At 74.5% G+C, this 18,101-nt stretch carries 15 protein-coding genes and 2 pseudogenes; 12 read left to right on the forward strand and 5 right to left on the reverse strand.

Annotation, left to right across the window (positions count from 1 at the left end; translation table 11 throughout):
- Window positions 1–887 (forward strand): annotated as a pseudogene (locus GA0115242_RS40850) (hypothetical protein); the annotation flags it as partial.
- Window positions 888–915: 28 nt separating this feature from the next.
- Here the strand turns inward: GA0115242_RS40850 and GA0115242_RS22175 are convergent.
- Window positions 916–1,806 carry a hypothetical protein gene (locus tag GA0115242_RS22175; protein WP_093831162.1) on the reverse strand — a complete coding sequence of 297 codons (891 nt, stop codon included), beginning with the start codon at window positions 1,804–1,806 and terminating at the stop codon, window positions 916–918.
- Window positions 1,807–1,890: 84 nt separating this feature from the next.
- On the opposite strand from GA0115242_RS22175, the gene GA0115242_RS22180 reads away from it, so the two are divergent.
- The 4 genes from GA0115242_RS22180 to ilvD all read left to right on the forward strand — a co-directional run bounded on the left by GA0115242_RS22180 (window position 1,891) and on the right by ilvD (window position 6,439).
- The gene (locus GA0115242_RS22180) at window positions 1,891–2,829 is read left to right on the forward strand and encodes a Ppx/GppA phosphatase family protein (RefSeq protein WP_093831164.1); all 939 of its coding nucleotides are present in this window, start codon (window positions 1,891–1,893) and stop codon (window positions 2,827–2,829) included.
- 123 nt (window positions 2,830–2,952) lie between these two features.
- The gene (locus tag GA0115242_RS22185) at window positions 2,953–3,777 is read left to right on the forward strand and encodes a sugar phosphate isomerase/epimerase family protein (RefSeq protein WP_093831166.1); all 825 of its coding nucleotides are present in this window, start codon (window positions 2,953–2,955) and stop codon (window positions 3,775–3,777) included.
- Entirely contained in the window at window positions 3,774–4,379 is a 606-nt protein-coding gene (locus GA0115242_RS22190) for a TetR/AcrR family transcriptional regulator (protein ID WP_093831168.1), read from the forward strand. Before GA0115242_RS22185 ends, GA0115242_RS22190 begins: the two co-directional genes overlap by 4 nt.
- A 206-nt stretch (window positions 4,380–4,585) precedes the next feature.
- Window positions 4,586–6,439, forward strand: a complete 1,854-nt coding sequence (gene ilvD / locus GA0115242_RS22195; protein WP_093831170.1) for a dihydroxy-acid dehydratase — start codon at window positions 4,586–4,588, stop codon at window positions 6,437–6,439.
- 70 nt (window positions 6,440–6,509) lie between these two features.
- Here ilvD and GA0115242_RS22200 read toward each other — a convergent pair whose 3' ends face one another.
- A complete protein-coding gene (locus tag GA0115242_RS22200; RefSeq protein ID WP_093831172.1) occupies window positions 6,510–8,645 on the reverse strand; it encodes a serine/threonine-protein kinase in 2,136 nt (711 codons plus the stop codon).
- A 193-nt stretch (window positions 8,646–8,838) separates the two neighbouring features.
- Between GA0115242_RS22200 and GA0115242_RS22205 the strand changes: the two genes are divergently transcribed.
- The 3 genes from GA0115242_RS22205 to GA0115242_RS22215 are packed head-to-tail and all read left to right on the forward strand — an operon-like array spanning window position 8,839 to window position 10,528.
- Window positions 8,839–9,132, forward strand: a complete 294-nt coding sequence (locus GA0115242_RS22205; protein ID WP_093831174.1) for an SH3 domain-containing protein — start codon at window positions 8,839–8,841, stop codon at window positions 9,130–9,132.
- A 42-nt stretch (window positions 9,133–9,174) separates the two neighbouring features.
- Window positions 9,175–9,705: a hypothetical protein gene (locus GA0115242_RS22210; RefSeq protein WP_093831176.1), complete on the forward strand. Its 531-nt coding sequence runs from the start codon at window positions 9,175–9,177 to the stop codon at window positions 9,703–9,705.
- A 52-nt stretch (window positions 9,706–9,757) separates the two neighbouring features.
- Complete coding sequence (locus GA0115242_RS22215; protein WP_093831178.1) at window positions 9,758–10,528, forward strand: class I SAM-dependent methyltransferase; 771 nt, start codon at window positions 9,758–9,760, stop codon at window positions 10,526–10,528.
- Here GA0115242_RS22215 and GA0115242_RS22220 read toward each other — a convergent pair.
- Window positions 10,492–11,925, reverse strand: a complete 1,434-nt coding sequence (locus tag GA0115242_RS22220; RefSeq protein WP_093831180.1) for a SulP family inorganic anion transporter — start codon at window positions 11,923–11,925, stop codon at window positions 10,492–10,494. The two genes, GA0115242_RS22215 and GA0115242_RS22220, sit on opposite strands and share 37 nt — an antisense overlap.
- Before the next feature lie 454 nt (window positions 11,926–12,379).
- Here GA0115242_RS22220 and GA0115242_RS22225 point away from each other — a divergent pair, with 454 nt between their 5' ends.
- The 3 genes from GA0115242_RS22225 (at window position 12,380) to proC (ending at window position 14,900) form a co-directional block, all read left to right on the forward strand.
- Entirely contained in the window at window positions 12,380–13,177 is a 798-nt protein-coding gene (locus tag GA0115242_RS22225) for an ABC transporter ATP-binding protein (protein WP_093831182.1), read from the forward strand.
- Complete coding sequence (locus GA0115242_RS22230; protein ID WP_093831184.1) at window positions 13,174–13,995, forward strand: ABC transporter permease; 822 nt, start codon at window positions 13,174–13,176, stop codon at window positions 13,993–13,995. Before GA0115242_RS22225 ends, GA0115242_RS22230 begins: the two co-directional genes overlap by 4 nt.
- Before the next feature lie 92 nt (window positions 13,996–14,087).
- Window positions 14,088–14,900, forward strand: coding sequence for a pyrroline-5-carboxylate reductase (gene proC, locus GA0115242_RS22235; protein WP_093831186.1), 813 nt, complete (start codon window positions 14,088–14,090; stop codon window positions 14,898–14,900).
- A 2-nt stretch (window positions 14,901–14,902) separates the two neighbouring features.
- Here proC and GA0115242_RS22240 read toward each other — a convergent pair whose 3' ends face one another.
- Entirely contained in the window at window positions 14,903–15,490 is a 588-nt protein-coding gene (locus tag GA0115242_RS22240; RefSeq protein ID WP_093831188.1) for a cysteine hydrolase family protein, read from the reverse strand.
- A 75-nt stretch (window positions 15,491–15,565) separates the two neighbouring features.
- On the opposite strand from GA0115242_RS22240, the pseudogene GA0115242_RS22245 reads away from it, so the two are divergent.
- Window positions 15,566–16,581, forward strand: a pseudogene (locus GA0115242_RS22245) (GlxA family transcriptional regulator).
- Here the strand turns inward: GA0115242_RS22245 and trpS are convergent.
- Entirely contained in the window at window positions 16,521–17,546 is a 1,026-nt protein-coding gene (trpS, locus tag GA0115242_RS22250; RefSeq protein WP_093831190.1) for a tryptophan--tRNA ligase, read from the reverse strand. The pseudogene GA0115242_RS22245 and the gene trpS sit on opposite strands and share 61 nt — an antisense overlap.
- Window positions 17,547–18,101: the final 555 nt, after the last annotated feature.

The following is an 18,101-nucleotide window of genomic DNA, read 5'->3' on the forward strand; positions in this document are numbered from 1 at the left end:
GGCTGCCGGTGCTGACCGCGCCCCGCACCGCCCTGCACGCGGCGCTCGCCCACCGCGCCCGCGCCCGGGGCGCCGCCCTGCCCCGCTTCGACCGGCGCGGCTTCCCGATGGACCCCAAGGACCGCGCCGCCCGCCGCGAGCGCATCCGGGCGCGCGCCGTCACCACCACCGTCGTCGCCACCGTGATCGCCGCCCCGGTGCTCGCCCTGTGGGCCGCCTACCGCGGCGGGCCCGACGACGGCGCCGACGGCCACACCGCCACCGCCAGCGAGGCGCACGGACCCGACAGCCGGGACGGCGCCGCGGACGGCTACGAGAACACCGGCAACGCCGCCACCAGCCCCGACTCCCGCTTCCGCAAGGGCACCGACCCGGACGTCTCCGTCGAGGTCGTCAGCGTCGACGGCGCCCAGGGCGCGGGACGGCTCGACGTGACGGCGTCGAGCGACGGCACCACCACCTTCGTCACCCTCACCGCGTCGGGCTCCGCGCCGGTGCGCTGGTCGGCCGGGACCACGGCACCCTGGCTGCGGCTCAGCGACGCCTCCGGCACCCTCGAACCCGGCGCGTCGCGGACGGTCCGGGTGGACGTGGACCGGACCCGCGAGCCGTCGGGACCGTGGCGGGCGCGGGTGGCGATCGCCCCGGCAGGGGCCGTCGTCTCCATCGACGGCACCGGCCCGGCGCCCAGCCCCACCCGGCCCACCCCGACGACGCGGCCGTCCACCCGGCCGAGCCCGAGCCCGTCGACCTCGGCCCCCGGGCAGCCGAGCCCGAGCGTGACCCCGCCGTCCTCGCCCGACCCCACACCGACCGACACCGCGCCCACCGACCCGGGCTCCTCGCCCCCGCCGAGCGACGGCAGCCCCACCCCGTCCGCCTCCTGACGGGGGCGGACGGGCGGCGGGCCGGGCGTCAGCCGCGCGCGGGCGCCGGGTCCGCCGGGTGCGGGGCCACCATCGGGAGCTGCGACGCGAGCCGCCGCTCGCACAGCTCGACCAGCCGGTCGTAGCCCGCCTCGCCCATCAGCTCGATCAGCTCGGGCCGGTACGACACGTACACCGGGTCGCCCGCGCCGTGCGCCGACGTCGCCGACGTGCACCACCAGTGCAGGTCGTGGCCGCCGGGGCCCCAGCCCCTGCGGTCGTACTCGCCGATGGACACCTGGAGCACCCGGGTGTCGTCGGGCCGGTCGATCCAGTCGTAGGTGCGCCGCACGGGCAGTTGCCAGCACACGTCCGGCTTGGTCTCCAGCGGCTCCCGGCCCTCCTTCAGGGCCAGGATGTGCAGCGAGCAGCCCGCGCCGCCCGCGAAACCGGGCCGGTTCTGGAAGACGCACGACCCCTGGAAGGGCCGGGTCTGCCGGTCGCCGTCCTCGTCCTCGGAGATCCAGCCGTTGGCGGTGCCCTCCGCGTGGTGCTGCCAGATGTCGGGGGTGAGCCGCGCCACGAACCCGGCGACCCGCTGCTCGTCCTCCTCGTCGGAGAAGTGCGCGCCGAGCGAGCAGCAGCCGTCGTCCGCGCGGCCCGCCTGGATGCCCTGGCAGCCGCTGCCGAAGATGCAGTTCCAGCGCGAGGTCAGCCAGGTCAGGTCGCACCGGAAGACCTGGTCGTCGTCGGCCGGATCGGGGAACTCCACCCACGCGCGGGCGAAGTCCAGCCCCTTCTCGTCGGCGGCGGCCGCCTTCTTCGCCTTCTTGGACGGCTTCGCGGGCTTCACCGTGTCCTCCGCCACCGTCCTGCGGGACACGGCGGGCTTGTCCGACTTGGCCGGGTTCTGGTCCTTCGCCTTTTTCGTCTTTGGCACGCCACCAGAGTAATTCGCCGGGCGGGACTCCAGGCACCCCGGCGGGGCCTGAGCACGGCCCCGCTGGCAGTAGCGTTTCCGTCCATGAGACTCGGTGTCCTCGACGTGGGATCGAACACGGTGCACCTGCTGGTGGTGGACGCGCACCCCGGCGCGCGCCCGCTGCCCGCCCACTCGCACAAGGCGGAGCTGCGCCTCGCCCAACTCCTCGACGGGGACGGCGCGATCGGCGCCGAGGGCGTCGACCGGCTGATCGCCACCGTCCAGGACGCCCTCCAGGCCGCCGAGGACAAGGGCGTCGAGGACCTGCTGCCGTTCGCGACCTCCGCGATCCGCGAGGCGGGCAACGCCGACGAGGTCCTCGCCCGGGTCCGCGCCGAGACCGGCGTCGAACTCCACGTCCTGACCGGCACCGAGGAGGCCCGGCTCACCTTCCTCGCCGCCCGCCGCTGGTACGGCTGGTCGGCCGGGAAGCTGCTCGTCCTGGACATCGGCGGCGGCTCCCTGGAGATCGGTTTCGGCCTCGACGAGCAGCCCGACGCGGCCGTCTCGCTGCCGCTGGGCGCGGGCCGCCTCACCGCGGGCTGGCTGCCGGGCGACCCGCCGGGGACCGACGCGATAAGGGCCCTGCGCCGCCATGTGCGCGCCCAGATCGCCCGCACCATCGGCGAGTTCACCCGGTTCGGCGCCCCCGACCACGTGGTGGCCACCTCCAAGACGTTCAAGCAACTGGCCCGCATCGCGGGCGCCGCCCGCTCCTCCGACGGGATCTACGCCCAGCGCGAGCTGAAGCGGGAGTCCCTGGAGGCGTGGGTGCCGCGCCTGGCCGGGATGACGACGGCCCAGCGCGCCGAACTCCCCGGCGTCTCGGAGGGCCGGGCGAGCCAGTTGCTGGCCGGCGCGCTGGTCGCCGAGGCCACGATGGACCTCTTCGGCGTGGAGACGCTGGAGGTCTGCCCGTGGGCGCTGCGGGAGGGCGTGATCCTGCGCCGCCTCGACCACATGGGCTCGACGACCCCCTGACACCCGGCCCGCGCGGCGGCGGCGTCCCCCGCCGCCCGGCCCGGCCCGGACCCGCCCGTGGGGAAGGCCACAACCGGACGGAGCCGCCCGGGAGCCTCCCGCGCACCCCGTAACCTGTCCCTCATGGCAGAGCCAGTCGTACGGATCCCGGACGCGAAGGTCGCCCTGTCGACAGCTTCCGTGTACCCGGAGTCGACGGCGACGGCCTTCGAGATCGCCGCGCGCCTCGGGTACGACGGTGTCGAGGTCATGGTGTGGACCGACCCGGTCAGCCAGGACGTCGAGGCGCTGCGCAGACTCAGCGACTACCACCGGGTCCCGATCCTCGCCGTGCACGCCCCCTGCCTGCTCATCACCCAGCGGGTCTGGTCCACCGACCCCTGGACCAAGCTCCAGCGGGCCCGCGCGGCGGCCGAGCGGCTCGGCGCGAGCACCGTCGTCGTCCACCCGCCGTTCCGCTGGCAGCGCCAGTACGCGAAGGACTTCGTCACCGGCGTCTGGCGGATGGCGGACGAGACGGACGTGCGGTTCGCGGTCGAGAACATGTACCCCTGGCGCTACCGCGACCGCGAGATGCTCGCGTACGCCCCCGACTGGGACGTCACCAAGGACGACTACCGGCACTTCACGATCGATCTCAGCCACACCGCGACCGCCCGCACCGACGCGATGCAGATGATCGACCGCATGGGCGACCGGCTCGGCCACGTCCACCTCGCCGACGGCAACGGCTCCAACAAGGACGAGCACCTGGTGCCGGGACGCGGCAGCCAGCCCTGCGCCGAGCTGCTGGAGCGGCTCGCGCTCGGCGGGTTCGACGGGCACGTGGTGATCGAGGTCAACACCCGGCGCGCGATGTCAGGGGCCGAACGCGAGGCCGACCTCGCGGAGGCCCTCGCCTTCACCCGTCTGCACCTGGCGTCCGCCGTCAAGGTCCCGCGCCGGTGACCGAGGCCGCCGCCAGGCGCCGCGGCCGCCGCACCCGCACGGAGTCCGCGGACACCCGCGACCGGATCCTCGCCGTGGCCCGCGAGGAGTTCTCCGCGCGGGGGTACGAGAAGACGTCCGTGCGGGGCATCGCGAAGGCCGCCGGGGTCGACTCGGCCCTCGTCCACCACTACTTCGGCACCAAGGACCAGATCTTCGAGGCGGCCGTCGAGGACTCCGTCGCGCCGGTGCTGCACGCCCCGCACACCCTCGCCGAGGGGCCTCTGGAGGACGTCGGCGAGCGCCTGACCCGGTTCATGTTCGGCGTCTGGGAGAACCCCGCCACCCGCACCCCGCTGCTGGCGATCGTCCGCTCCGCCGTCAACAACGAGGCCGCGGCCTCCGTCTTCCGGCGGCTCGTCGTCTCGCAGGTGCTCGGCCGGGTCGCGGGCAGGCTCGGCCGGCCGGACGCCGAACTCCGCGCCGAACTGGCCGCCGCCCAGCTCGTGGGGTGCGCGATGCTCCGGTACGTGATCCAGGTGGAGCCGCTGGCCTCGGCGGACGTCGAGCGGATCATCGCCCGGGTCGCCCCGGTCGTCCAGGGACACCTGACCGGCCCCTGACCGGTCCCCGGCCGCGCTCCGAGCGGGGCGGGCGGGGCGCGGGCGGCGACCGCTGGGAGAGACGCGCGTCCCGCGATCCGGACACCCTGTCCCGACCCCTGAATGACGGGCGTACGCTCGTGAGCATTCAGAAGTCTCTCCGCGGACCCCGCGCCGAGCCTCTCTGACCGCAGTCTCTATCGCAGTCCCTGAAGGAGCGAGCGACGATGCCCGAGCTGAGGTCCCGCACAGTCACCCACGGCCGCAACATGGCGGGCGCCCGCGCCCTGATGCGCGCCTCCGGTGTACCGGGTGCGGACATCGGCCGCAAGCCGATCATCGCGGTCGCCAACTCCTTCACGGAGTTCGTCCCCGGCCACACCCACCTCCAGCCGGTCGGCCGGATCGTCAGCGAGGCGATCGTCGAGGCGGGCGGCATCCCGCGCGAGTTCAACACCATCGCCGTCGACGACGGCATCGCGATGGGCCACGGCGGCATGCTCTACAGCCTGCCCTCCCGCGACCTGATCGCGGACAGCGTGGAGTACATGGTCGAGGCGCACTGCGCCGACGCCCTGATCTGCATCTCCAACTGCGACAAGATCACCCCGGGCATGCTGAACGCCGCGCTGCGGCTGAACATCCCGACGGTCTTCGTCTCCGGCGGCCCGATGGAGTCCGGCCGCGCCACCCTCGTCGACGGCACGGTCCGCACCCTCGACCTGGTCGACGCGATCTCGGACGCCGTCAACGACAAGATCTCGGACGAGGACATCCTCCGCATCGAGGAGAACGCCTGTCCGACCTGCGGCTCCTGCTCCGGCATGTTCACCGCCAACTCGATGAACTGCCTCACCGAGGCGATCGGCCTCTCCCTGCCGGGCAACGGCTCGGTGCTGGCCACCCACACCGCCCGCAAGGGGCTCTACGTCGACGCGGCCCGCACGGTCATGGACATCACCCGCCGCTACTACGAGCAGGACGACGAGTCGGTCCTGCCGCGCAACATCGCCACCGTCGCCGCCTTCGGCAACGCGATGGCCCTCGACATCGCCATGGGCGGCTCCACCAACACGATCCTGCACCTGCTCGCCGCCGCCCAGGAGGCGGGCGTGCCGTTCGGCCTCGACGAGATCAACGAGGTCTCGCGCCGGGTGCCGTGCCTGGCGAAGGTCGCCCCGAACGTCGCGAAGAACCGCACGTACTACATGGAGGACGTGCACCGGGCCGGCGGCATCCCCGCCCTCCTCGGCGAGCTGCACCGGGCCGGGCTGCTCGACGAGGACGTGCACTCCGTGCACAGCCCGTCCCTCGCCGACTGGCTCAAGACCTGGGACGTGCGCGGCGGTTCGCCGTCCGCCGACGCCCTGGAGCTGTGGCACGCGGCCCCCGGCTGCGTCCGCTCCGCCGAGGCGTTCTCCCAGTCCGAGCGCTGGGAGGCGCTGGACGAGGACGCGGCGGAGGGCTGCATCCGCAGCGCCGAGCACGCCTACTCCAAGGACGGCGGCCTCGCGGTCCTCAAGGGCAACCTCGCCGTCGACGGCTGCGTCGTCAAGACGGCCGGGGTCGACGAGTCCATCTGGACCTTCGAGGGCCCGGCGGTCGTCTGCGAGTCGCAGGAGGAGGCCGTCGAGAAGATCCTGAACAAACAGGTGACCGACGGCGACGTCGTCGTCATCCGCTACGAGGGCCCCAAGGGCGGCCCCGGCATGCAGGAGATGCTCTACCCGACGTCCTTCCTCAAGGGCCGCGGCCTCGGCAAGACCTGCGCGCTCGTCACCGACGGCCGCTTCTCCGGCGGCACCTCCGGCCTCTCCATCGGCCACGCCTCGCCCGAGGCGGCCTCCGGCGGCACCATCGCGCTCGTCGAGGACGGCGACCGCATCCGCATCGACATCCCCGCCCGCACCATCGACCTCCTCGTCGACGACGCCGAACTCGCCCGCCGCGAACAGGCGCTGGGCGGCCGGTACGCGCCGCGCGACCGGCAGCGCACGGTGTCCGCCGCGCTGCGCGCCTACGCGGCGATGGCCACCAGCGCCGACAAGGGCGCCGTCCGGGACGTCAGCAAGCTCGGCTGAGCCGCCCGCACCCCCGTCGGCACAGGGCCGTTCCCCTCGCGGGAGCGGCCCTGCGCCGTGCCTGCCGCGCTCACCAGCTCCCGGGCCGCCGGGCGTCCACCGCGAAGACGGTGCCGTCGGGCGCGCTGCCGTAGACCGTGTCCGCGGCCACCGCGGGCGTCGGCAGCGCCGCCACCACCGTGTCCGAGCGGGGCGCCGGGTGCGGCCGGGTCTGCCCGGCGAAGGCGCCCTCGCGCGCGTCGACCGCGAGCAGCCGCCCGTCGGGTGCGCCGAGGTACACGTGCCGTCCGTCGACCACGGGCGTCGAACCCCGGCTCAGCGACGTCTCCAGCCGCCACAGCGTCCGGCCGGCCGCCGTGTCGACGGCTTCGAGGGTGCCGCCCGCCGCCATCAGGTACGCCACCGACCCGCGGACGGCCGCCTCGGCGCCGAACAGCGGGACCGGCAGCGCCGTCCGCCGCGTCCGGCGCGTCGCGGGGTCGTACCGGACGACGGCCGTGGTGGCGGACGACAGGTCGCTCTCCAGGAAGGTGACGGCGCCGTCGGTCACCCCGACCGGCGCGAGGTTCCCGGTGAGCCGGGCGCCCCAGCTCACCTCGCCGGTGACCGGGTCCACCGCGGTGACCCGGGTGCGGGTGCCGTCGGCGGTCGCCGCGTAGGCCAGCCGGTCACCGGCGAACGACGTGAAGAAGGGCCTGCTCTGCCCCTCGATCCGGTGCTGCCAGCGCGGTTCGCCGGTGGCGCCGTCGAGGCCCGTGACCCGCCCGTCGGCCGCGGTGATCAGCAGCATCCCGGCGGCGGCCCGCAGCCCGCTGTCGGCCGGGCGCTCCCGCGTCCAGCGGACGGCGCCGCTCTGCGGGTCGAGCGCCTCCAGACGCGGTCCGCTCCCGGTCAGCGCCTGCACGAGCCCGCCGGACAGGACCGGCGGGGTGCTGCGCTCGCCCGCGGTGACCTGGTGCTTCCACAGCAGTCGGCCGTCGGCGGGGTCGAGCGCGAACACCACGCCCCGCCTGCCGCACACCACCTGCCTCCCGCCGTACGAGCACTGGGGCGTGCCCGTGCCGGGCGTCCGCACCCGCCAGGCGGTCGCGGCCGGTGTGCTCGCCTCCGGGGAGGCGGCCGCGGCGGCGCCGTCCGCGCTCTCGCCGCCGACGGCCTGGACCGTCACGATCCCGGCGACCACCGCGACGGCCGCGGCGCCCGCCGCCAGCACCGCCCGGCCGCGCCTGCCCCACCCGAACACCGTCCGCGCCCGGGGCGGTTGCCCGTCTCCCGGCTCCGCCCCGGTCTCCTGCCGCGGGGCCTTCGCCGCGTCCGGCTCGGCCGCCTCCTCCTGCGTCGTCCGCTGGGACGGTATGAACGCCTGGGTGTCGTAGGACGCGGCCACCGACCGCAGCTCGCGCATCAACTCGTCCGGCGTGGGCCGGTCCTCGGGCTCCTTGGCGAGGCAGCGCAGCACCAGCGGCGCCAACTGCGCGGGCACGTCGGTCAGATCGGGCTCGTCGTGCACGACCTGGTAGGCGACCACGTAGGGGCTGTCCGAGTCGAACGGGCCCCGGCCGGTCGCCGCGTGGACCAGCACCGAGCCGAGCGCGAAGATGTCGGCGGCGGGACCGACCTCGCGCGGGCGCCGGAACTGCTCGGGCGCCATGAACGGCGGGGTGCCGATCAACTTGCCCGTCTCGGTGCGCAGTTCGCTGTCCTTCGGCCGGGAGATGCCGAAGTCGATGACCTTCGGACCGTCCTCGGCGAGCAGCACGTTGCTCGGTTTCAGGTCCCGGTGGACCACGCCGACCCGGTGGATGTCCCGCAGCGCCTCGGCCAGCCCCGCCATCAGCCTGCGCAACTGGGCGGGCGGCATGGAGCCGTTCCGCTTCACGTGTTCGGCGAGGGTCGGACCGGGGATGAACAGGGTCGCCATCCAGGGCCGGTCGGCCTCCGGGTCGGCGTCCACGACCGGCGCGGTGAACGCGCCGCTGACCCGGCGGGCGGCGGCCACCTCCTGCCGGAAACGGCCCCTGAACTCGGGGTCTCTGGCGAAATCGGCGTGCACGACCTTCACCGCGAGCTTCAGCCCCGAGGTGCTGCGGGCCAGGTGCACGACGCCCATGCCACCGGACCCGAGCCGGGACTCCAGGCGGTAGTGACCGGCGTACTCGGGAAGTTCCGCTTCCGCATCCGCCCCGGTGCTGCCCTGCGGCGCCATGGAACCACCCCCGTGCTGTTCGTCCGCGCGCGCGACGCACGGAGCCTAGTCGATGACCCGTACCGGACAGAGGCGGCGTGCGGGTGTCCTGATACATGGCACACACCGTTGTTTTCAGGCGTTTCATGGCTTGAAATAGGGGAATCAACGGGGCCCCATGGACGTCATGGGGAGGAAACGGGGGAGTTCTCACATGTCTGTCGACCATTCCGCGGAGACACAGGCCGCGGCCGCCTCGGTCCGCACGTACGCGATCGCGCCGGGGGTGGCGCTCAACGTCCGCAGCGGCCCCGGCACCGGGTACGGCGTCGTCCGCACCCTCGCGCCGGGCTCGCGGGTGCCGATCTACTGCCAGACGCCGGGCACCTCGGTGTCCGGCCCCTACGGCACCTCCAGCATCTGGGACAACATCGGCAGCGGCGAGTACGTGTCGGACGCCTACGTCCTGACCGGCAGCGACGGCTACGTCGCCGCGCGCTGCGGCTGAGCCGCCCGGGAGCCCGCGGCGACGGCCCGCCATAATCGTCCCGTGAGCGACGAGACCCGTCCCGCGCGGGACGAGACCGGCACCCCGGCCGCCCCCGCGGGCTCCCACCCGGCCACCGGCCCGAGCCCCGAACCCCTGCGCTTCTTCGGCACGACCTGGGTACGGCACGACGGCGGCTACGCGCTGCGCAGGACCGCCGCCGCCGTCGGCTCGCTGGCCGCCGCGGCGGCCTCCTGCCTCGTGCTGCGCTTCGCCTTCGACGGCCTCCAGATCGCCGGCACGGGCACCTTCGTCGGCGTCCTCGTCGTCGGGATGTTCGCCGTCTGCAGCGCGCTGGCCTTCCGCCACACCTGGGACGGCTTCGGCCGGCGGCCCGACCCCGACCGCGAGTCCTCGCTGCGGGGCCTGCTCGCGATCGGCTTCGTCGGCTCCCTGCTCGCCTACTTCCTGCGCTGCCTCACCGAGGCACCCGGCGAGAAGCTGCACCGCGCCGAGTACGAGACGGCCCGCGCCCGCCACGAGGCCCGCACCACCCGCCGCACCGGCAACCCGGCCAGGCGCCGCCGCGGCTGAGCCCCGCCACCCGCGGGACCGCGCCCGCCGCCCGCTGGTCCACCATGGGCGGATGACGGCCTCCTCGCACACCGCCCGCGCCCACTCCTTCAACGCCGTCGCGGCCCAGTACGCGGCGAACCGGCCCTCCTACCCGCCCGCCCTCCTGGACGCCGTCGAGGACCTCGCGGGACGCCCGCTGGCCGGCGCCCGGGTCCTCGACGTCGGCGCGGGCACCGGCATCTCCAGCGCCGTCCTGCGGGTGCGCGGCGCCCGGGTGGTCGGGGTGGAGCCCGGGGAGGGGATGGCCGCCGAGTTCCACCGGGGCCTGCCCGGGGTCCCGGTCGTGCGCGGCGACGGCAACGCGCTGCCCTTCGCCGACGCCAGCGCCGACGCCGTCACCTACGCCCAGTCCTGGCACTGGACCGACCCCGCCCGCGCGGTGCCCGAGGCGCTGCGGGTGCTGCGGCCGGGCGGCGCGCTCGCCCTCTGGTGGAACACCACCGCCCCCGGCGTGCCGTGGACCGAGCGCCAGCGCGAGCGGATCGCACAGCACCTCGGCGTCGACGATGTCGGCGGCCGGGGCGGCGCGGCCCCCCGCGCCGCGCTCGACGCCCTCCCCGTACCCCTCGACTTCGCCGCCCGCTCGGTGCCCTGGAGCCGCCACGTCCCCGTCGACACCCATCTCGCCAACCTCGGCAGCCACTCGATGTTCCTGGTGCGCGGCGCCCGGGACAGCGCGGCCTTCCTCGCCGCGGAACGCGACCGGCTGCTCGCCGAGTTCCCCGGCGGCTCCGTCGAGGAGCGCTACGTCGTCGAACTGCTGGTGGCCGTCGCCCCCTGACCCCGCGCGGCGGCCCACCCCTCGAGGGCCGCCGCGCACGCCAGGTCCAGGTGCCGCGCCCCGCCCAGTTCGAGCCGCACCGCCCGGTCGCCCGGCAGCGCCTCCAGCGCGTCGAGGAGCTTCGGCAGCCGCAGGAACGTCACATGCCCGAGCACCCGCACCACCAGGGCGCCGTCCGGCCCCTCCGCCGTCTCCACCTGGACCTGGCTGGTCTCCCAGGCGGTCTTGGCCACCGCGAGCGCCAGCCCGACCAGCACCCCCTCGAAGAGGTTCCCGAAGACGATCGCCCCGGCCGTCACCGCCAGCACCACCACCTCGCCGCGGTGCCCGCGCCATGTCGCCCGCACCTCCCGCACCGGCACCAGCTTGCAGCCCGCGTGCACCAGCAGCCCCGCCAGCGCCGCCACCGGGATCAGTTCCAGCACCCCGGGCACCACCACCGTGAACAGCAGCAGCCACGCCCCGTGCAGCACCCGCGACGCCTTCGTCCTGGCGCCCGCCCGCACGTTGGCCGAGCTGCGCACGATCACCGCGGTCATCGGCAGCGCCCCGAGGAGCCCGCACACGGTGTTCCCCACGCCCTGCGACATCAGCTCACGGTCGTAGTCGGTGCGCGGCCCCCGGTGCAGCCGGTCCACCGCCGCCGCGCTGAACAGCGACTCCGCCGACGCGATCAGCGCGAACGCCACGACGGTGCCGATCACCCCGGGCTCCGTCAGCCGCCCGAACTGCCCGATGTCCAGCACCCGCACCGCCTCCAGCAGCCCGCGCACCTCGACCCGCCGCACGTCCAGGTCGAACACCCCGGTCAGCGCCGCCGCCGCGGCCACCGCGACCAGCGGCGCGGGCACCGCTCGCGCGCCCCCGCGCCAGCGCGGCCACAGCACCAGGACGGCCAGGGTGACACCGCCCACCGCCAGCGCCACCGGGTCCGCCCGGCCCGGCAGCGACACCAGCCCGGTGATCTTGCCGAGCCCGGTGCCGGGCGCCGTCGCGTCCCCGAGCGCGTACACCTGTCCGACGACCAGGATCAGCCCGATCCCGGCCAGCATCCCCTGCACGACGGCGACCGACACGGCGCGGAACCACCGCCCGAGCCGCAGCGCCCCGAGCCCGAGCTGGAGCAGTCCGGCCAGGAACACCAGCACGCCGAGCGCCCCGACGCCGTACGCGCCCACGGCCTCGTGGACGAGCACCGTCAGACCCGCCGCGGGGCCGCTCACCTGGAGGCTGCTGCCGGGCAGCGCCCCGGCCACCAGACCGCCGACGATCCCGGTGAGCAGCCCCAGTTCGGCGGGGACGCCGGAGGCCATCGCCACGCCCACGCAGAGCGGCAGCGCGACGAGGAAGACGACGAGCGAAGCGAGCAGATCGGCCTTGTGCGCGCCAGAGCGCATGACAGCACCTCCGTGGTCGACGGGAGATGCGCGGGCGCCGGGCCGGGGGAGGGCGCGGCGAAGGTGCGCGGCATATGACCCCGCACCGACAACCATTGTCGGGAGCGGGGGTCGGGGGCGTAACCCGATCGTGTGTCGAACAGGTGAACCCGGAAGCGCGGGTACCGGACGCCCCGGCTCCGATCGCACCGTCACGCGCCTGCGCCACCCCGCACGCCCCGCCCGGCGCCCACGACCGTCCCCCGTTCCGCTCCTCCCCGGCACCTCCGGCCAGGGACCCGGCGTCTCCGGTCACGGACCCGGCGTCTTCCGGCCACGGACCCGGCGTCTCCGGCCATGGACCCGGCATCTCCGGTCACGGACTACGCATCTCCGGTCGCCGGCGCCCCGGGACCTCCCTCCCCCCACCCCTTCCTTGACGCGGGCTCCCCGGAGGAGGATTGTTCATCGCGTGATGAATATCAGCCCGCCGGACGCCGTCCGCGCCGACGATCTCACCGTGCTGCGCGGCTCCCGCGCTGTGCTGCGCGGCCTCTCCTTCGCCGTCCCGCGCGGGCGGATCACCGGGCTGCTCGGCCCCTCGGGCTGCGGCAAGTCGACCCTGCTGCGGGCCGTCGTCGGCTCCCAGGCCAAGGTCACCGGCACCCTGGAGGTCCTCGGCCGCCCCGCGGGCCACCCCGCGCTGCGCGCCCGCGTCGGCTACGTCACCCAGGCACCCTCCGTCTACGACGACCTGACCGTCCGCCAGAACCTCGACTACTTCGCCGCGATCCTCGACCCCGGCAGGAGCGCCGCGCCCCGCCGCCGCGAGGACGTCGCCCGCGTCCTCGCCGACGTCGACCTCACCGACCGCGCCGACGCCCTCGCCGGACACCTCTCCGGCGGCCAGCGCAGCCGCGTCTCCCTCGCCGTCGCCCTGCTCGGCAGCCCCGAACTCCTCGTCCTCGACGAACCCACCGTCGGCCTCGACCCGGTCCTCCGCCGCGACCTGTGGGCCCTCTTCCACGCCCTCGCCGACCGCGGCGCGACCCTCCTGGTCTCCTCGCATGTCATGGACGAGGCCGAACGCTGCCACCGCCTCCTGCTGCTGCGCGACGGCGCGATCCTCGCCGGGGGCGGGCCGCGGGCCCAGGGCGAGACCCCCGCTGCCCTGCGCGAGCGGACCGGCGCCGACACCGTCGAAGCCGCCTTCCTGCACCTCGTCGACGAAGCCGCCGCGGCCGACCGCGCCCAGAGAGGGACGACTCGATGACGACCCCGCCCGCCACCCCCGAGCCCCCAGCCGCCCCCGGCCCGGCCGCCCCCTCCGACCCGTCAGCCCCCGGCCGTCTCCTCAGCCCCGCCCGCACCACCGCCACCGCGGCCCGCGTCCTGTGTCAGCTCCGCCACGACCCGCGCACCATCGCGCTGCTGATCCTCGTCCCCTGCGTGATGCTGTTCCTGCTCCGGTACGTCTTCGACGGCACCCCGCGCACCTTCGACTCCATCGGCGCCTCGCTCCTCGGGATCTTCCCGCTCATCACGATGTTCCTGGTGACGTCCATCGCCACCCTGCGCGAACGCACCTCGGGCACCCTCGAACGGCTCCTCGCCCTGCCCCTCGGCAAGGCCGACCTCATCGCCGGGTACGCCCTCGCCTTCGGCGGCCTCGCCGTCGTGCAGTCCGCGCTCGCCACCGGCCTCGCCGTCTGGTTCCTCGGCCTCGACGTGACGGGCAGCCCCTGGCTGCTGCTCCTGGTCGCGCTCCTCGACGCCCTGCTTGGCACCGCGCTCGGCCTGTTCGTCTCCGCCTTCGCCGCGTCCGAGTTCCAGGCCGTCCAGTTCATGCCCGCCGTGATCTTCCCGCAGCTCCTGCTCTGCGGCCTGTTCGCCCCGCGCGACACGATGCAGCCCGCCCTGGAGGCCGTCTCCGACGTCCTGCCCATGTCCTACGCCGTCGACGGCATGAACGAGGTCCTCACCCACACCGGCCTCACCGGCACCTTCGTCCGGGACGTCCTCGTCGTCGCCGGGTGCGCGCTGCTGGTCCTCGTCGTGGGCGCGGCCACCCTGCGCCGCCACACACCCTGAGCCGCGTCCGCCCACCGGACACCCGGCCCGCGCCCGCCGCCCCCGATGGGAGGATGATCCCGGACGACGCACCCTCCGGAGGGCACCAAGCCATGACCCAGAAAGTCGCAGTCCTCGGCACCGGCAAGATCGGCGAGGCCCTGCTCAGCGGCATGATCCGCGGCGGCTGGAAGCCCGAGGACCTGCTGGTCACCGCCCGCCGCCCGGAGCGCGCCGACGAACTGCGCGCCCGCCACGGCGTCACCCCGGTCACCAACGCCGAGGCCGCCGAGGCCGCGGGCACCCTGATCCTCACGGTGAAGCCGCAGGACATGGGCCACCTGCTCGACGAGCTGGCCCCGCACCTCGCCGCCCACCACCTGATCATCAGCGGCGCGGCCGGCATCCCCACGTCCTTCTTCGAGGACCGCCTCGCCACCGGCACCCCGGTCGTCCGGGTCATGACGAACACCCCGGCCCTGGTCGACGAGGCGATGTCCGTCATCTCCGGCGGCAGCCACGCCACCGCCGAGCACCTCGCCCACGCCGAGGCGATCTTCGGCGCCGTCGGCAAGACGCTCCGCGTCCCCGAGTCCCAGCAGGACGCCTGCACCGCCCTCTCCGGCTCGGGCCCCGCCTACTTCTTCTACCTGGTCGAGGCCATGACGGACGCCGGCATCCTGCTCGGCCTGCCCCGCGACAAGGCCCACGACCTCATCGTCCAGTCCGCGATCGGCGCCGCGACGATGCTCCGCGACAGCGGCGAACACCCCGTCAGGCTCCGCGAGAACGTCACCTCACCGGCCGGCACCACCATCAACGCCATCCGCGAACTGGAGAACCACGGCGTCAGGGCCGCCCTCATCGCCGCCCTCGAAGCGGCCCGCGACCGCAGCCGCGAACTCGCCTCGGGCACCAAGGACTGACCTCACCCCCGGACGCCCGCCAGCACCTCCGCGGTCGTCACCACCCGCGCGAACCCGCCCCCGTGCAGCGACACCGCCGCCGCCCGCCCCAGCTCGTCCGCGCCGAGCCGCCACCCGAACGGCCCCACCAGATCGAACGTGTACGTCGCGTCGTACGCCACGATCACGTCGAACCCGAGATTGCCGCCCATCCGGGCGGTCGTCTCCACGCACATGTTGGTCTGGATCCCGGCCAGCACGATCTGCCCGATCCCGGACGCCGTCAGCCACGCCCCCAGATCGGGTGTGCCGAGGAACGCCGAGTTGACGGTCTTCGTCACCAGCAGCTCCGGCCCCGCCCCCTTCCCGCGCCGCTCCTGCACGTACGCCTTGAACCCGTTGCCCGCCGACCCCGCCCGCAGCGGCGAGTCCGCCCGCACCGAGTCGTGCCGCACGAACACCACCGGCCGCCCCGCCGACTGCCAGACGTCGATCAGCGCAGCGATGTTCCCGTCGGCCCCCGGGTTGTTGCGCACCCCCCAGAAGCCGCTCTCGTCGAACCCGCGCTGCACGTCGACGACCACCAGGGCCGCGTTCTCCGCACTCTCCATGCCCCCGATCCTGCCGCCGGACCGGCCACCGCCCCAGCGGACGGAAAGACAGCGATCGATGGTTTACTGCCACCCATGGAGCCCGCAGCCCAGGCCGCGCACACCCCCTACAAGGTCGCCCTCGTCGCCTTCCCCGGCATCCGCGCCTTCGACGTCTCCGTCATCACCGAGATCTGGGGCACCGACCGCACCGACCGCGACGCCCCCGCCTTCGACCTGCGCCGCGCCGCCGCCGACCGCACGCCCGTCCCGCTCCGCGGCGGCCTCACGCTCCAGCCCGACCGCGCCCTCGGCTGGCTGGAGGGCGCCGACCTGGTCGTCGTCCCCGGCCTCGACGACCACCTCACCCCCGCGCCCGCCCCCGTCCTCACCGCCCTGCGCCGCGCCCACGCCCGCGGCACCCCGCTGGCCGCCCTGTGCGGCGGCGCCTTCACCCTCGCGCAGGCCGGCCTCCTCGACGGCTGCCGCGCCACCACCCACTGGAACCTGATCGACCTGCTGCGCGCCGAACACCCGCGCGTCACCGTCGTCCCCGACGCCCTCTACGTCGAGGACGACTCCGTCTGGACGTCGGCCGGGACCGCCGCGGGCATCGACCTCTGCCTCCACCTGGTCCGCCGCGCCCACGGCGCCGAGGCGGCGGCCACCATCGCCCGCTCGATGGTCACCGCGCCCTTCCGCACCGGGAACCAGGCCCAGTTCATCGAACACCCCACCCCCGGGCCGACCGCGACGCCGACGCCCTCGCCGCCGTCCGCGAACACGCCCTGCGCCACCTCCACGAACCCCTGACCGTCGCGGAACTGGCCGCCCGCGCGGGCATGTCACCCCGCGGCTTCGCCCGCCACTTCACCGCCGCGACCGGCACCACCCCGCTGAACTGGCTCCTCGACCAGCGGGTCGCCGCCGCGCAGCGACTCCTGGAACGCACCGACCTGCCGATGCCCGAGGTGGCCCGCCGCGCCGGGTTCGGCAGCGAGGTCACGATGCGCCAGCACTTCGCAGCGCGCCTCGCCACCAGCCCCCGCGCCTACCGCGCCGCGTTCAACGCCGGTTCCGGCACCGGGGGCAGCAGCCCGATCGCCCGGTAGGCGGCGTCCACCGTCGGCCGGGCCACGGCCCGCGCCCTCGCCGCGCCGTCCCGCAGCACCCCCTCCACGTACGAGGGGTCCGCGCACAGCTCGCGGTGTCTGTCCCGCACCGGCCGCAGCACCTCGACCACCGCGTCCGCGGTGTCCTTCTTCAGCGCCCCGTACGAGGAGTACGTCCCGGCCAGCGCCTCGGGGTCACCGCCGGTGCAGGCGGCCAGGATCTCCAGCAGGTTGGTGACCCCGGGCCGCTCCTCCCGGTCGTGCCGGACGTCCTGGCCGCTGTCGGTCACCGCCCGCCCGATCTTCCTGCGCACCACGTCCGGCTCGTCCAGCAGATAGACGATCCCGGGCCCCGAGTCGTCCGACTTCCCCATCTTCGACGACGGCTCCTGGAGGTTCATGACCCGCGCCGCCACCTCCGGGTGCGTGGCCCTGGGCACCACGAAGGTGTGGCCGTAGCGCTGGTTGAACCGGGCCGCGATGTCCCGGGCCAGCTCCACGTGCTGCCTCTGGTCGTCGCCGACCGGCACCTCGTCGGTCCGGTGGGCGAGGATGTCCGCCGCCATCAGCACGGGGTACGTCAGCAGCGAAAGCCGCACGCTCCCGCCCCGGTCCCGCTCCCGCGCCGCCTTCTCCCGGTACTGGACCATCCGCCGCATCTCACCGTCGGTGGCCACGCACTCCAGCAGGTACGACAGCCGCGCGTGCTCGTCCACGTGGCTCTGCACGAAGACGGTGCACAGCCCGGGATCGATCCCGGTCGCCAGCAGCAGCGTCGCCGCCTGCCTGCTGACCCTGCGCACCCGCGCCGGATCGTGGTCGACGGTGAGCGCGTGCAGGTCCACCACGCAGAACAGCGCCTCGGCCCGGTGCTGGTCCACGGTGGCCCAGCGCCGCATGGCCCCCAGGTAGTTCCCGAGCGTCAGGTGCCCGGTCGGCTTGATCCCGCTGAAGACTCGCGTCATCTCCACTCCACCTCCTGATCGGGACCGCCGCCCTGACCGGCCGGCTCCCCGGTGCTCCGGAGGGAGAAACGAGAACGGCCGCCGAGGCGGCGGCCGTTGACACGTACGTGAGCGCGGCCGCCGTCAGGCGGCCCACCAGAGCTGGGTGCACGTACGCGTGGTCATGGGGCCGAGGGTACGCCCCGGAGCCCGTCCCCACAGCGAGTTGACACGCCTGGACCCCGTACGTAGTGTTCTCCGAGTTGTCCGACGTGAGCGCCGACCCCGGTCGGTCCCCGGACAGCCATTCCGCAGTACACACCACTCCACGACGACCGGTCGTTCAGGTCGGCGTCGCGTTGTCGGCATATGTGCGTGCGAAATGAGGAATCCACGTTCGAAAGGACGCGGCCCCCGATTGGCTTCGGGAGCCGGGAATCCGCTAAGGTCTCACCTCGTCGGAAGGGCCCAACAGCCCGGAAGGCGAAGCCCGCTGACTGGGAATCAGGCCCGAAAGGATCTGATAGAGTCGGAACCGCCGGAAAGGGAAAGCGCGGAAGCGAAAACCCCGAAAGA

The sequence above is a fragment of the Streptomyces sp. SolWspMP-5a-2 genome, from assembly GCF_900091845.1.
In the GTDB taxonomy this organism is placed as follows: Bacteria; Actinomycetota; Actinomycetes; order Streptomycetales; family Streptomycetaceae; genus Streptomyces; species Streptomyces doudnae.

What these genes read in the sequence shown, in the direction of transcription:
- GA0115242_RS22205 (WP_093831174.1), top strand. Translation starts at nt 8,839, where the DNA reads ATGTCTGTCGACCATTCCGCGGAGACACAGGCCGCGGCCGCCTCGGTC.
- GA0115242_RS22215 (WP_093831178.1), top strand. Translation starts at nt 9,758, where the DNA reads ATGACGGCCTCCTCGCACACCGCCCGCGCCCACTCCTTCAACGCCGTC.
- GA0115242_RS22225 (WP_093831182.1), top strand. Translation starts at nt 12,380, where the DNA reads ATGAATATCAGCCCGCCGGACGCCGTCCGCGCCGACGATCTCACCGTG.
- GA0115242_RS22220 (WP_093831180.1), bottom strand. Translation starts at nt 11,925, where the DNA reads ATGCGCTCTGGCGCGCACAAGGCCGATCTGCTCGCTTCGCTCGTCGTC.
- GA0115242_RS22230 (WP_093831184.1), top strand. Translation starts at nt 13,174, where the DNA reads ATGACGACCCCGCCCGCCACCCCCGAGCCCCCAGCCGCCCCCGGCCCG.
- proC (WP_093831186.1), top strand. Translation starts at nt 14,088, where the DNA reads ATGACCCAGAAAGTCGCAGTCCTCGGCACCGGCAAGATCGGCGAGGCC.
- GA0115242_RS22200 (WP_093831172.1), bottom strand. Translation starts at nt 8,645, where the DNA reads ATGGCGCCGCAGGGCAGCACCGGGGCGGATGCGGAAGCGGAACTTCCC.
- ilvD (WP_093831170.1), top strand. Translation starts at nt 4,586, where the DNA reads ATGCCCGAGCTGAGGTCCCGCACAGTCACCCACGGCCGCAACATGGCG.
- GA0115242_RS22180 (WP_093831164.1), top strand. Translation starts at nt 1,891, where the DNA reads ATGAGACTCGGTGTCCTCGACGTGGGATCGAACACGGTGCACCTGCTG.
- GA0115242_RS22185 (WP_093831166.1), top strand. Translation starts at nt 2,953, where the DNA reads ATGGCAGAGCCAGTCGTACGGATCCCGGACGCGAAGGTCGCCCTGTCG.
- trpS (WP_093831190.1), bottom strand. Translation starts at nt 17,546, where the DNA reads ATGACGCGAGTCTTCAGCGGGATCAAGCCGACCGGGCACCTGACGCTC.
- GA0115242_RS22240 (WP_093831188.1), bottom strand. Translation starts at nt 15,490, where the DNA reads ATGGAGAGTGCGGAGAACGCGGCCCTGGTGGTCGTCGACGTGCAGCGC.